The organism is Nitrospira sp. M1 (assembly GCF_965152605.1).
Window position 1 is genome coordinate 1,068,328 of the sequence record NZ_OZ224217.1, and the last position, 14,228, is coordinate 1,082,555.

At 47.6% G+C, this 14,228-nt stretch carries 12 protein-coding genes and 1 pseudogene; 4 read left to right on the forward strand and 9 right to left on the reverse strand.

The window, feature by feature from the left end:
- Positions 1–331: 331 nt before the first annotated feature.
- Both ACWHX8_RS05135 and ACWHX8_RS05140 read left to right on the forward strand, forming a co-directional pair.
- Positions 332–1,563, forward strand: a pseudogene (locus tag ACWHX8_RS05135) (IS3 family transposase).
- A 35-nt stretch (positions 1,564–1,598) separates the two neighbouring features.
- Positions 1,599–2,474 (forward strand): polyphosphate kinase 2 family protein, encoded by an 876-nt coding sequence (locus ACWHX8_RS05140; protein ID WP_447970888.1) that lies wholly within the window; start codon positions 1,599–1,601, stop codon positions 2,472–2,474.
- Between the two features lie 312 nt (positions 2,475–2,786).
- Here ACWHX8_RS05140 and ACWHX8_RS05145 read toward each other — a convergent pair whose 3' ends face one another.
- The gene (locus ACWHX8_RS05145; RefSeq protein WP_447970889.1) at positions 2,787–3,110 is read right to left on the reverse strand and encodes a hypothetical protein; all 324 of its coding nucleotides are present in this window, start codon (positions 3,108–3,110) and stop codon (positions 2,787–2,789) included.
- An 853-nt stretch (positions 3,111–3,963) separates the two neighbouring features.
- Here ACWHX8_RS05145 and ACWHX8_RS05150 point away from each other — a divergent pair.
- Positions 3,964–4,587: a hypothetical protein gene (locus ACWHX8_RS05150; RefSeq protein WP_447970890.1), complete on the forward strand. Its 624-nt coding sequence runs from the start codon at positions 3,964–3,966 to the stop codon at positions 4,585–4,587.
- A gap of 203 nt (positions 4,588–4,790) precedes the next feature.
- On the opposite strand, the gene ACWHX8_RS05155 is transcribed toward ACWHX8_RS05150, so the two are convergent.
- Positions 4,791–5,186: a hypothetical protein gene (locus ACWHX8_RS05155; protein ID WP_447970891.1), complete on the reverse strand. Its 396-nt coding sequence runs from the start codon at positions 5,184–5,186 to the stop codon at positions 4,791–4,793.
- A gap of 661 nt (positions 5,187–5,847) precedes the next feature.
- Between ACWHX8_RS05155 and ACWHX8_RS05160 the strand changes: the two genes are divergently transcribed.
- Entirely contained in the window at positions 5,848–6,534 is a 687-nt protein-coding gene (locus tag ACWHX8_RS05160) for a hypothetical protein (protein ID WP_447970892.1), read from the forward strand.
- A gap of 223 nt (positions 6,535–6,757) precedes the next feature.
- On the opposite strand, the gene ACWHX8_RS05165 is transcribed toward ACWHX8_RS05160, so the two are convergent.
- The 7 genes from ACWHX8_RS05165 to ACWHX8_RS05195 all read right to left on the reverse strand — a co-directional run bounded on the left by ACWHX8_RS05165 (position 6,758) and on the right by ACWHX8_RS05195 (position 14,216).
- Positions 6,758–9,580, reverse strand: a complete 2,823-nt coding sequence (locus tag ACWHX8_RS05165) for a response regulator (protein ID WP_447970893.1) — start codon at positions 9,578–9,580, stop codon at positions 6,758–6,760.
- 12 nt (positions 9,581–9,592) lie between these two features.
- Positions 9,593–10,135: a heme NO-binding domain-containing protein gene (locus ACWHX8_RS05170; protein WP_447970894.1), complete on the reverse strand. Its 543-nt coding sequence runs from the start codon at positions 10,133–10,135 to the stop codon at positions 9,593–9,595.
- Positions 10,136–10,534: 399 nt separating this feature from the next.
- On the reverse strand, positions 10,535–11,212 hold the full coding sequence (locus tag ACWHX8_RS05175) for a glutathione peroxidase (protein ID WP_447970895.1): 678 nt from the start codon (positions 11,210–11,212) through the stop codon (positions 10,535–10,537).
- A gap of 147 nt (positions 11,213–11,359) precedes the next feature.
- Entirely contained in the window at positions 11,360–11,746 is a 387-nt protein-coding gene (locus tag ACWHX8_RS05180; RefSeq protein WP_447970896.1) for a VOC family protein, read from the reverse strand.
- Between the two features lie 31 nt (positions 11,747–11,777).
- Positions 11,778–12,287: a sirohydrochlorin chelatase gene (locus tag ACWHX8_RS05185; RefSeq protein ID WP_447970897.1), complete on the reverse strand. Its 510-nt coding sequence runs from the start codon at positions 12,285–12,287 to the stop codon at positions 11,778–11,780.
- 29 nt (positions 12,288–12,316) lie between these two features.
- Entirely contained in the window at positions 12,317–13,249 is a 933-nt protein-coding gene (locus ACWHX8_RS05190) for a MerR family transcriptional regulator (protein ID WP_447970898.1), read from the reverse strand.
- Complete coding sequence (locus ACWHX8_RS05195) at positions 13,242–14,216, reverse strand: YbgA family protein (protein WP_447970899.1); 975 nt, start codon at positions 14,214–14,216, stop codon at positions 13,242–13,244. The genes ACWHX8_RS05190 and ACWHX8_RS05195 overlap by 8 nt, the downstream gene beginning before the upstream one ends.
- Positions 14,217–14,228 lie beyond the last annotated feature (12 nt).

Consider the following 14,228-nt stretch of genomic DNA (forward strand, 5'->3'; position numbering starts at 1 on the left):
ATGCCCGCCTGGATGCCCTGTATGCGATTGACGGTTCAATAACGAAGGGTCAAGCAGAATTCAGTGGATCGACATGTAACTGATTCGGCATAACTGGAACGGCTATAACCTTGTGTCAGTTGTTGGTTTCCTCTTTTCAATACTCCACGTCAAACATGATAGCCATTCTGCCTCTCGACAAAGGGCTGCATAGCGTGAATTCTCATCTATCCGGCCATTCTGTTCTGCGAGGGCTCGCGTCACATTTCCCTGTAGTCAAGGAGGCCCTGGATTGCCTCGGTAATTGATTGGACACTTTAAATTGCGTATTTTATGGCAATTGGAGGTGTCGATGAAACTCAGCAAACACAAGCGTTGGAATGCTAGCCGGAAAGCCGAGGTGGTGCTTGTTCTACTTAAGGGGGCGTCACTGGAAGAAGTGAGTCGGCTGACGGGTCAGCCGGCGTATGTGCTCAAGAAATGGCAGGAGAGCTTCATGCAGGGTGGCGAGGCCACCTTTCATACTGGCGAGTCAGCTAAGGAGAAGGCTCTGGAAGCGGAGAACCGGTCGCTGAAAGCCAAGGTGGGGTCCCTGGTTATGGATAACGACTTGCTGTATGCAAAGATCGATCGTCTGGAGGATGGCGTCCCTTTGCACTTGAGGAAATCGAAGTGTTGAGCGAGACCTGTTCGATTTCCACAAAGCGCCGGTATGGATGGTCTCGTATATGCGATGTGTGGGGCATCCCACGTTCAACCGTATATGACTGGCTGCAACGTCGACGAGTTGCCGGGAACGCGGTCAAGCAGCGTGGCCGACGTCCGCTGGTGAGTAATGAGGATTTGATGGTCGCGATCAGGCAAGTGCTCGCTGGGTCGTCACAGGTGAGCTTCCCTGGCGAAGGGTATCGCAAGGTGTGGGCGCGACTGCGGCATCGCGGCTTGCGAGCAGACAAGGAACGGGTGCGGCGGCTTATGGGGCAACATCAGCTCTTGGCGCCTGTCCGAGGAGGGTCGCCTAACGGCCCCCGAGTGCATGATGGGTCAATTATTCCGATGGCTCCCAATCTGATGTGGGGCACAGATGCCACAGCCACGTGGACACTCAAGCAGGGCCAGGTGACCGTCTTTGCCGTCCTTGAGCACTTTACCGGCGAGTGTCTCGGCCTTCATGCAGCCAAGTACGGTACACGCCATGAAGCCTTAGAGCCCATTCGCCAAGCGGTCAACCATGTGTTTGGGACCTACGAGGCCAAAGTCGCCAAGGGGGTGCTCGTGCGCCATGATCATGGCAGTCAATATATCAGTCACGACTTTCAGGCCGAGCTAGCCTTCCTTGGCCTGGAGGCATCTCCGAGCTTTGTGCGAAGTCCAGAAGGTAATGGGGTGAGCGAACGATTCTTTCGTACGCTCAAGGAACAATTGTTGTGGCTTCAGGATTACGACGATGAAGAGCACTTGAGAGGGGCGCTGTACGAATTCAGAGAACGCTACAATGCGAACTGGATTCTACAACGCCATGCATACCGTACGCCCCAACAAGTGCGACAGGAATGGAACCGGAAGGCCAAGATGGCTTCCTAAATACGTGTCCGATTAATTGCAGGCGCTACAGCCCTATGTTCGAATCTGTAGAGAGTTCATTTCTGGTGCCGTTTGATGGAACGTTTTCCGTCAAGAATGCCCTAACGAAGCCTAAAGGGAAAGTCCCTTCTCAAAAACAATATAAGAAAAAACTGACGAAGCTTATCGACAAGATGAGAGACTATCAACGGATTCTGTATGCGCATGACCACCATGCGATCCTCCTTATCTTTCAGGCAATGGATGCAGCAGGGAAAGATTCAACGATTCGAGCTGTGACGAGTGGCATTAATCCAGCCGGCTGTCAAGTGTTTTCATTTAAGCAGCCATCAAGTCATGAGCTAGAACATGATTTTCTTTGGCGCACGACCAGGTGTCTTCCTGAGCGGGGACGAATTGGGATCTTTAATCGCAGTTATTATGAAGAAGTGCTTATCGTTCGCGTCCATCCTGAATATTTACAGTACCAAAATCTTCCAGACGCCTCCGATCCCAAAACATTATGGAAGGAACGTTTTGAGTCCATTCGAGACCTTGAGCAGCACCTGGCTCGCAATGGAACCATCATTTTAAAGTTTTGGCTTCATGTTTCTAAAAAAGAACAGAAGCGGCGATTTCTGTCTCGCATTGAGGTACCAGAAAAAAACTGGAAGTTCTCATCTGGTGATATCAAGGAGCGTGGGTATTGGGACGACTATATGAAGGCGTACGAAGAAGCGGTGAATGCCACATCGCGCCCGTGGGCGCCGTGGTATGCCATACCTGCAGATCATAAACCGTTTATGCGGTTAGCCGTAGCGGATATTATGGTGAAGACCTTTGAGCGTCTTGGCCTACAGTACCCCAAGCTCAATCAAGCCGAACAGGCAGAATTGAAAAACATGCGCCGTCTCCTTGAACGGGAGTCGTGAAGTCGTTTCTTCTGTACGATAATGAGTGATGTTCATCCGGTTGGAAGTGATTTGATTTCGCGATAGAGCCTCTCACTATTACTTGGAACATTTGTGGAATGGATGAAGCAACAAAAGGATCATGTTCCGTAAGAACATGATCCTTTTTGCCTTCACTTATCGCTCTTTAAGTGTAAGAGCCGCACATGCCTGACTTTTCTCAGAATTTGCGTATCCTAGGGCTGAGCATTCACGTGCGTATTAGACGCAAAGTGTCCTACGTGAGAACTGCATCAGTGTTCTTGAAGTAGAGAGGTCTTTTGGTAGTTAGTGCTAGTGTCCCGTAGCTTCGTTCACCATATCTTTGGCTCCTTCAGCCATTTCTTCTGAGCTTTCTGCTACGGCTTCTCCGGCTTCATTTGCCATATCTTTGGCACCCTCTGCCATCTCGTTCATCGTGTCACCGGCGCTTTCTGTGGCATCGCTGAGCATTTCGCCCGTATCTTCGGCGGCTTTATTCAGCGATTCGCCAGCACTGCTGACGGCATTATCAACGGCTTTCCCAGCTTTTTCGCCTGGGCCTTCTGGTCCCTCGCTGCAGCCCATGATGAATCCAAGGACGAAGATGCCACATAGGGTTGTGTACTGATGTTTCATGCTAGACCTCCTGTTGATTGTTGTGAAAAGTCGAATAGATTTTCATACACGGCGTCTTGCCAATTCACAGTGAGTTTTTAAGGGGAGGGGTAGCCCAGTCATACTGTTGTGGCGAGTGTGAGTGCGATATGTATTTCTGCGTGAACTCTCTTTCTATTGTAGGGCATTCATGTGAAAGGTCAATGAATATTTCATGAGAACCCAACCATTCTCTATAGCCGTTTCAGTTATACCGAAACGATAACACGCCATCTTGTCACCGTGTGATATCCAATACGTGAGAGAACACGTCACGCATTGTCAGGACATTCAAGCGGGGATAACCTTCCATTCGTTGCAACATGGTACCGCGCGGAGCTATAGCCGATTCTATGCACTTCAATAGCTCGAAGCCCTTATAGCCGTTCCAGTTATGCCGAATCAGTTACATGTCGATCCACTGAATTCTGCTTGACCCTTCGTTATTGAACCGTCAATCGCATACAGGGCATCCAGGCGGGCATAACTTTCCTCTATGTTTGCGCTGTGTACATGATGTACATTCGGTTGGAACTTATTTGGTTTCGCTATAATTCCGCAGGGAAACTCAGGGTGGCTCAACTGAAATGTATGAGGATTCGCTATAGTGGTATTCTCCTGATTGGAACTTATTTGGATTCGCTTTATCCTTCAGTGACATCGTGGATCCCCACCCGTTTTCTGTTCTTCATGTGTGTCATCTTTAGTTGCTTCACTATTCTTGCGAAAAAGAAAGATACGACCGGCCTAAATCGGAAAGGCCGTATCGTCGATTCAGGACTTGCTGGAAGGGGCGGACATATACTTTTACCGCTCAAGAAAAAAGGAGCCCATTATGGCCAAGTCAAAAATGGTTTTGACTTTTTTGTTATGCATGATTCCGATTGGTCCTGTCAGTGCAGAAGCAATGGACCATGCTGAGGACATGCGACTATTGTTCAATCATAGTGGCATATTCGACAGGCTTCAGGAGTTTCCTCGTCAGGTGTACAAGGGGATGGGACGTGGGGAAGATTCATCGCAGTCAGAGAGTTTCAGTTCAGATGATGCATTTTCCAAGACATTGAATGTCAAAGAGATGGAGCGTGAACTCATTGTGCAAATGTCTAAGCGTATGGATGATCGCACCACGACTCTTGTTTTACGATGCTTTCAATCTCCTCTCGGAATGCGCATTACGAACTTTGAACGGACAACCTATGCCAATCATGCTTGGAAGAAGAGGCAATCGTTTCTGCAGGGATTTGTTCAAAATCCGCCGGACCAAACGCGTCTGGATCAGATCGAACTCATTACTGAAGCGACGTACCTTTCCCGTATTGACGAAGAATTAGAAATAACGACAGCCTTAGCACTAACCGAAGCTATGAATGCCAGATTACCGAAAGAAGAACGCATTGACCCTGACTACATACTGCATGAACTTCAAAGTCAAAGAAACGATATGAAGCCCGTGTGACAAAAGAAGCAAATTGCAAGCTTCTTGTATTTGTCTCATCGGTTGCAGGGGCACGAGATCAAGCCGTACGTCAAATTTCTTAATACTGAAGAGGGGCAGCGGTTCAACGTGTCGATGCTTGAGTCTTTAAAGGTCGTATTTCGGTCAGCCGGTAAGAAAATAGGCACGGCTATAGGCCGTGCCCTGAAGGGAGAGAAAGAGGTCTAGGCAAATGTTTCGCAAAGAGATTCGCCAAGAAGCGGTAGATCAAATGTTTGATGACCATGTGCTTGAGTTGTAGATTTTTTGCCGTGATGCATTTTCAGCGACTCGGGTTTCTGGTGTGTTTGTAGTGGTAATTCCAATTGATACAGTTCATGAATTTTCGAATGATGTTGTTCGAGTTCCCACGCCAGTTCATTCGCCAGTTTTTCCATTTTCTTTTGTAATTGACCAATTGAATGAAGATGCTGCTTCACTTCTGCCTCCCTGGCTCGAATGATGTAATCCTTGTCTAAATATTTCGTATGGACCCCTCCCTCACTTGTGTCGTCCTGGGGTGAGGTGTGCGTTTGGGTGTTTGTCACGAGTGCATTGAGGGTTACGGTGTTGTTCATCATTACTCTCCACGTAAGAAGGTGAATCATGTCAGTCATTGATTTCGAACAGCCATGTTCGCTGATAGAGCAAGAGCGTTGCCAAAGAGTCGTTCGTGCACTAATTCAACATGATCTCACAGTACGGCCATGAATCGTTTCATATGAACGAGGAGCTTGGGGTCGATGCGAGAGCAAATTTTGTTGTCGAGCTCAAAAAACGATAGAAATGTTGACGAGCACAAGTTAGGAAACCCCTGATATCTTCAGTATTGCTATGAAAGTAAGAAAAATCTCCTCATAACAATTCTCAATGAGAAGGAAGCATTTCTGACAGTCAGACTATTAGTATGAAGCGTTGTTATTTTCTTGTCCATTGCGTGTATTTGGTCAAGACCGCATGATTTCCAATCTTTAGTCGCATGATCAAAAAAATATACGAAACGTATAATGTGTAGAACAAGGACCATCTCTTGAACTTCTCGTCGCGTTGATGGAGGTATATAAACATGTGAATCATAGAGATGTTCTGAGAAGTCAAAGCGTTTTGCTGCTTCGCCGTATTCTTTTCCTCTCAATTCTTAAGAGGAAATGGTCGATAAGGAAGGGGCTGTGTTTCGCCTAGCCAAGGCTTGGACTTGGGTTGTGTTCTTGTGGAAGTCTCACATCATCATAGAGGGGTATTATGGCAAAGTCTCTTGGTACGTTGCAGCGGTATAACCTTCAAGAGTATTGGGGCGAAGAGTTTGATAAGTTTTCATCCTGGCTTATCCAGGAAGAAGTCTTAGAAATGATTGGAGGGAGCCTTAGTTTAAAACTCCTTCCCACTCCGCAAGACAATGTTGCCGGTATCCTTAAAGGTGGTGTGATCGCCAAAACCGCTCACAATGCCGATGTCGTACTCATTCAAGGACAATTGCACGATGTTGCGTATCATGACCTTGGGCAATTGATCGTCTCTGCTGCGGAGATGAATGTCTCCTCGATCATCTGGATTGCCTCAACGTTTCCAGCTGAATGCAGAAAAGCCGTCGATTGGCTTAATACGCTTTCTCACAAAGGGAGCTTTTATTGTGCGGAATTAGAACTCTGGCGAATTGACAATTCCGTACCGGCCGCAAACGTTCATGTCGTCTGTCAACCAGGGCCGCTCGTTGGAAAAACCAAGCCAAGTCAAGATTCTATCGGGAAGCCGATTGATGCGAAGCAAGAGACGTCTCCACGCAAACACGAAGCCAATCCCAAAAGTACAGACGCTTGGCCAAAGAAAGCTCATGGAAAGTTTTCTCCCTCTCAACAAGAAAAAGCTTCAACTCAGGTAAAAGAAGATGTGGCCGTTCGTGAAAACTTTGTGTATACAAAGCCGTTTTAGTCGATGCCCCTCTAGCTATTGTTTGGGAATCTGTCTATTTTCCTCGTTCCATATTCCTCTCAACTGACTTTTCTGCGAGAAATTTCTTCACGCCGAATCATCCGACGACGTTGGTTGTCCTCAATGACCAAATTCATAATCGTGGTAGGATAGAGTCCCGAACAGGTAGCAGTATGCCGAGACGTCGATGATTGGGAGTCTAGGATCTGGAAGAGAGCGATACTTAGGCCTTTATGTTTTCTTGCAGTATGGCAAGAACCTGATCGAGCTCGGCCTTCACTGCCTGGAGAGTGTTTTGTGCCTGTTGCCATGAACATTCTTTCCCGTGATCTTCCAATTGATGGACCAGGTTTCTCATAGCCGTCACTCCCATATTTCCGCAGATTCCTTTCAGTCCGTGTGTGGCTTCTGCGAGTGAGCCCTGGTCGGTTGCTTCAACCGCCGCTTCGACTTGTTGAACGCATATCAGTGAATCGTTCACGAATTGTGCGACCATTTTTGAAACCAAGGTTGAACCACCCATCGTGCGAAGGTCGTGTAATACTGACAGATCAATCGGAGATGTTGTGTGAGGTGGAGCTGTATCGTGAGATCGTTCATGCGCTATGTGCGATACGACAGATTCAGGTGATTCAGCTCCTGGTGCCTGAGACGTTGCCGTCTGTCCGTCTGTTCCATGGTCATTTTCAAGTGAAGGCAACCATTTATCCAGAACGTGTGCGAGCTGATCAGATTTCATTGGTTTTGCTAGATAGTCATCCATACCTGCTGCGAGACATTTTTCTCGATCACCTTGCATGGCATTAGCCGTGAGCGCAATGATTGGAATGTGCTGGGCCTTGTGTCCAGCTAACGGTAACTGGCCAGCATGTTCGCGTTCTCGAATTTGTCTACTGGCTTCGTACCCGTCCATCTCCGGCATTTGCCCGTCCATTAAAATGAGGTCGTAGGATTTTCGACTGAGTGCTTCAATGGCTTCGAGTCCATTCGCGACGACGTCCGGCCGATGGCCCAACCGTTCGAGCATGAGCACCGCGAGCTGTTGATTGACGCGATGATCATCCGCTACCAAAATTCTCCCGCCACGCCTGGGTTCCGTTTCCTTCAAACTATAGCGCGTGATGAGATCCATTTTCGATGTCGGTGAATCTGCCGGGGCTTGTCCTGTGAGAGTCATTAAGCATGTTTCTAGTTGAGATTTTCGAATGGGTTTCGTGAGATAGGCATCAAACCCTGCGTCGCGAGCGAGTGTTGCATCGCCACGCCGACCGAGTGACGTTAATAACACGAGGCGAATTCCCGAATAATTCGGATTGGCTTTAATTGTGTGAGCCAGTTCCATTCCGTCCATTTCCGGCATCTCCATATCGAGGATGGCGAAGTCAAATGGTGCACGTTGTTGTGCTGCTTGCTCGAGCGTTCGAAGGGCGTCTTTGGGGGTTAAGTGAAATGCACCGTGCATTCCCCAATCGGTGACATATTGTTCAAGCAGCTGTAGGTTTGTGGCATGGTCATCGACGCAACATATTCGGTGATTGTGGAGCGCGGCGAGTTGTGGAGAGGTCGACTCCTGAGGTCTCTGCTGTTTTTCTAGATTGAGTGTGAACCAGAATGTGCTGCCTTGTCCTGGTGTACTGTCAATGCCAATCTCTCCATGCATCAGTTCGACCAATTGTTTGCAGATGGCGAGACCTAGTCCAGTTCCGCCGTATCGACGAGTGGTGGAACTATCTGCTTGGGTGAATGGTGTAAAGAGCCGACGCTGGACATCGGGAGGAATGCCGACTCCCGTATCCGTGACTTCCACTTTTATCGTGACGGAATCGTGTGATTCTTCTACTCGATGAATGTGTATTGTCACCTCACCTTTTTGCGTAAATTTAATACCGTTTCCAATGAGATTGATGAGAATCTGACGGATGCGTCCTGGGTCGCCTTTTAGAGCAGAGGGGACATGTGCTGAAACGAGTCCGATAAGTTCAAGGTGTTTTTCAGCAGCCTTTCCAGCTAAGAGTTCAAGCGTTTCTTCAATTGCCACACGAAGGTCGAAATCAATGGTTTCAAGGTCCAGTTTCCCTGATTCGATTTTTGAAAAATCGAGAATGTCATTAATGATTGTCAGTAGCGCATCGCCGGACGATCGTACGGTTTCGGCGTATTGCCGCTGTGCTGGCGTGAGTTCGGTTTCGAGTAAGAGGCCAGTCATGCCAATTACTCCATTCATCGGGGTACGGATTTCATGACTCATGGTGGCGAGAAATTCACTTTTGGCGCGAGCCGCATCGAGGGCTTCGTCGCGGGCTTGCAAGAGATCTTGTTCGGCGGATTTGCGTTCTAAAAATTGTCCGATTTGCCCACCAATGGAACGGAGCATCTCGAGGATTTCCTTGTCGGATTCTCGAATGTCGGCACAAAAGAATTCCATGACCCCGAGCACGTCATTATTGAGTTGAATGGGAAACGCAAAGGCCGTATGCAACCCGACCTCGGATGCCGCATTCGCACGAATGAAATTCATGTTTTTCGTGATGTCTGGGAGCCAAATGGGTTCTTTACTGGCCCAGACTAAGCCCGGAAGGCCGACGCCAAGTGAAAACCCAGTGTTCTGAGTGGCGTTATTAAAGGTGTTGAATGTCTGTCCTTCTTGATGCCAGATTTCCATCAATTGCATTTTTTGAGAGATGTGGTCGAGTACCCAAAGGACGCCAAATTCCATGTCAAGACTGACGCAGACGGCCTCGAGGATTTTGGGCGCGGCATCCGTCAGGTCGAGGGACTCAGTGAGAATTTGTGAGGTTTGGTAGAGGCCAGAGAGTCTACTTGCCGTCCGAATGCGTTCCTGTATGTGGGTTTCCAGGAGGGTATTGGTTTTCGCTAATTCAGCTGTTCGTTCTTGTACGCGTTGTTCAAGATCTTCCGTGGCCTTTCGCAGGTCCACATTGGCTTGATAGAGCTCGAGGCTTTTGGCTTCAAGCAGCGCTTCAGCTTGTTGGCGAGCGGCTTTTTCTCGAGCGGCTCGACGTTGTAGTCTTTCAACATCACTCATGCAATGACATCTTTACTGTTTGATTAAAAGAAAACGTACTCCTTGTCCTTTTTCATCATCTACGTCTTTCCTTTGAATCGTGATGGCCTCGTTGTAATGTCGGCAGCAGGCGGTGATCAATCCTTCGGCAACATCCGCGAACGGGCGAGATGATCGATAAATCATTTCGAATTGCGTTGGTTCAATCCTTCGACAATCGAAGCTTGGTAATTCCGCGTCAGGGTAGATCTTTCGGACTTCGACGTGGATGTGATTTTCCACACTTTCGAGGAAATCAAACGAATTGGTGGCAGACTGAAAAAACATGGGATAGTGCGAATAGAAAAACTTATAGAGATGTTCTCCAAAGGTAAAGACCAGTTTCGACACCTCGATATTGGAGGCTGCGCTGAGCGAAGTGACCAACTGTAAGATTTCGGTATGATCATAGGTGCCGATTGCGGTATAGCTTCCTCCGGAAGCCAACTCAGAATTTTCAATAATGTTGTCCAGCATTTCTTCGCCAAACTGTTCCTCCACCATTTCTGAAAATTCTGTAAAGACAATGCCTTTCATGATAATTTCTCCTTTAGGGGGTAAGGATTGGATGCGTTCTCGTCTGAACGTCGTATCGGAGTACAACGGTTCTTCAATTTATACGTATGACGTGATGCGGTCGGGGGATAAGCAGAAATATCCCTCTATTATCGCTATCTTGTGACTTGTCGGTTTATTGTGGAGAATTATTAACGATGAATCTGATAGGGAGATTAACGTAGCTAATCGACTGGAGGTACACAGTGAATGGAGTGAGGGAGAAGATTGTATTGACTGGGCGAAGCGGTGTTTTATTCGTGTCGTGGGAAAGTGTGTGTTGTATTTATACTTAGTCTTTTATTCTTAGAATATGAGAAACCCCGTTAAGGACAGAATCATCTGGTCAAAGTGTGCAAATCTCTTCTACTCAAAGTTTCGTTACAGATGGTTCTGGTTCAAGGCATTTTCAATATCCGTCACGATTTTTGAGGTAAGCGGTTTGGTTTTCGGTAAGTATCTGGCAATGACGTCGCCTTTTCGGTTTATGAGAAATTTTTGAAAATTCCAGGATATTTCACCTGTAAATGGTGTCTGTTCTGTAAGGTAACGGTAGAGAGGATGTTTCGTATCGCCGAGTACTGTGATTTTACTGAATAACGGAAACTCAAGGGAATATTTGGTGTAACAAAACTCGGCGATCTCTTTGTTGTTGCCAGGTTCTTGTTTGCCGAAGTCATTGGCAGGAAATGCCAGTATGGTGAAGCCCTGGTCGCGATAACGTTCATACAAGGTTTGCAGGCCTTTGTATTGAGGCGTGTTTCCACAAAAACTTGCGGTATTGACGATCATGATGACCTGGCCTTTGAACGTATTCAACGCGAGCGGTTTTCCGTCAATATCGGTCATTGTGAAGTCATAGATGTGCGATTCGTGAGCATCCGAGCTGAGGGAGTGGGATAATGACTGGGTTTTCTCTGATGAGTGCCCTGGAGACGGTTGCGCGAATGCTTCACTCAGATGGGGCGCGACTTGCTTTTGGTTACTCGCCATGATGACCACGCAGGCGATAAGGAAGAGAAATGCGAGGGATGTGATAATTTTGGTCGGGATCGTCATGATAGCTCCTCCAGGGGCTTGGCAGACTTCATTGGGCAAGCAGTTGGCTTTCTTTAGTGTAATCTGTTGCTCGTCCATTAGGCAAATGGCACAGACATCCGATTTTGGTGCATAGGGGTTTTCTCGTGTGGGGCAACGTCATGTCGTCTAGTCAGTATTTGGAGGATCTACAGGCTTGTCCGTTTGAGCTTTCAGTATCTCAAGTGGGTTTCCCGCTAGATCTTGTATGTAGATCGATTTGAGACCATCTCGGTGTTCGGTCAGGGTTCCAAATATTTCAGCGTCCTGACGTGTGACAGCAAAGTGCCCGGGATGCTGATCGGGAAGGACTAACGCCAGTTTGGTATTCGCAAAATTCAATAAGGCCCACGTGTCGTCAACGTATTCAATCGTACAGTGAAACTGTTTGGTATACCACGCCACTCCCTCGTCAATCTTTGGCACGACGACAGCAATGTGGTGAATCGTGTCTAATCGCAAGAGGGGGGAGTCTGCCTGAGCAGGATTCGTGTTGGTTGATTTGTGAATGGTCATAGCGTAGTGTCGCGAAGACGACTGGCATGTTTTAAGTGAATTGACTGATATGGTCGGTTAGCATTTGAGCCACGTGATTGAGTTGAAACGGCCAGGCATAGCGTAACGTGATGCCTGGGTGTTTGGCTCTGAGTTCTTCCATTTCTTCTGGAATTTCAAATTCAGAATGTGAGCCACCTGGAGTAAACATGGTCGAGACAACCGTAATATGTGTGGCGCCCTTGGTAATCAGGTCTTCTACGGCTTCCGAGAGAGTTGGCCCACAGAATTCATTGTAGGCCACTGAAAATTGGCTGCCGTTGAGCATGGGTTTCATATGGCTGGCAAGTGACTCAAGGCCTGCTTGGTAGGGATCAGTCTCCGACGTACGAGGCCAGGTGCGAATTTTGGTGTCAAGCTCATATTCTTCCTGGGACATGGGTTGCCCTGCTGCTCGCCGTTGGGCTTCTAAACGCTTCAACTTTGAGACAAGGTCAGCTGGGTAGTCTTTGGGGATTCCCCCATGACCGACTAAAATTACACCATATTCCTTTGTATGCATTGTCATGACTCCTTTGTAATCATGCGTTGTCATTGAGTGAGAGGACGTGGAGAATGAAATGGTTGCAATGATTGTAATTGATGAATGTGTTCGATATACATGATGCCATGCTCTTCCAGGAGAGAGCAAAACTGCATGGCTCCTTGCCCGCCTATAATGGCTGGACAGAGGGGTAATAATTTCTTCTTGATGTGTTGAATGAGTTGTCTCATGTCTTTTTCTGATTGTTCGAGTCGTGTCGACAGGATGACTAGTTTACCTTGCCGGCGTTCGCAGGCCAAGCGTACGAGATCGATATCTGAATTGACGCCAAGATAGACAGAGTTCCAGCCGTTGTTCTGAAGAAGCAGAGCCGCAGTCATTGCCCCAATTTCGTGGAAATTATGGGGGGCACAGGCAATGATTGCAGTTGGATTGTGTGTATGGCTGGTTTTTCGCAGTGCATTGGCCAGGTGATAGCGAATCGTTTGTGTGACGAGGTGTTCACTCGTCATGCAGAGCTGGCCGTGATGCCATAACTCCTCGATTGCTCGTAATGTCGGAAACAGTATGTGATAGAGGGCATCGAGCAGGCCAAGTTGATTCACTACCGTGTGAACAGCTGACTCGATTGTCGACCGATCGACGCGACGAGCGGCCAGAATAATAGTGAGGGCACTGGGCTGAAATTCTGGAGATAGAGTCGAACAGTCTATGGGATCTTCATTCATAGTCTGTCGAAGTTGTGCTCTACCTATATGCGCCAACTCTCCGATTGTCTGTCCTTTACTGATTTGCCATTGAAGGTACAACAGCAATTGAATGTCAGCTTCATCGTACCTGCGGTATCCGTTTGGTTCTCGAAGGGGAGTCAGGAGGAGGTACCGTTCTTCCCACTTTCGAATCACATGCGTACTGAGTCCTGTGAGATCGGCGACGGTTTTAATTCGATAACCTGGTGAATGTTGAATTGTGCTAGACATGATTTCTCAGCATCAACTCCTTCGGGTGTGGATGAAGATAGACTTGGTCGGCTAAGTACGAGATATCGAAAATGCGAACGTAGTGACTCATCAACGTCAGCGGGACGGTCAGTGGTGTCAACTGTCGGTGATAGTCATCTATGACCTCTTGTAATTCCTGTTTTTCGATAAGACGTAATTGTTTTTTGAGATGGCCTAATAGATGTTGGAGGACGTTCACGTGCTTCCGGACTGTCGCTTTTACCTTTAATGCTTCCATAAAAATGGCGCGATAGGCGAGGGCTAATTCTTTGGGCGTGTACGATTTGGCCGAAGCCACGAGATGTCCAAGCTCTTGATAATGTGGACGACTGTGGGCAAGTAATAAATATTTGTGATGTGTATGAAACTGTACGATGGCTCCTCTGGTGAGACCTTGTTGGATGAGCGTGTTCCAGCGATGGGAACAAAAGACTCGTTCGATGAAGTTTTCTTTTATTGCGGTGTCCTGCAACCGTCCTTCATCTTCAATCGGAATGGTAGGGAGTGCATGGTGAAAGGCCTGGGCAAATAGGCCAACGCCATTCGAATGGGGGATGCCATTCTGGTTGTACAAACGAACGCGTTGAATGCCACAACTGGGAGAGTTTTTCTTAAAAATGAATCCATCAAGATGTAACGAGCTGAGTTCGCGAATCTTTTTTTGCGAAAAGCGCTGCATGAGCATTGTGTGATCTTTCTTCGTCTTGATGGTCACAAGTCTTGGCTCATCAGAAGGACCTACTAAGCGCATGGCTTCTCTTGGAATTCCAAGGCCCGCTTCAACCTCGGGACATACTGGGATCCATTCGACGCATGGCGCTAAGGTTGTCGTCAGAAATCGATCGCGTTTATGTCCTCCATCGTAACGAACCTGTTCGCCCAGTAAACATTGACTGATTCCAAGTCGAGGTAACGTATGGCGTTCGTTTTTTTCGCTAGAGTTCATTTCATGTTGTTC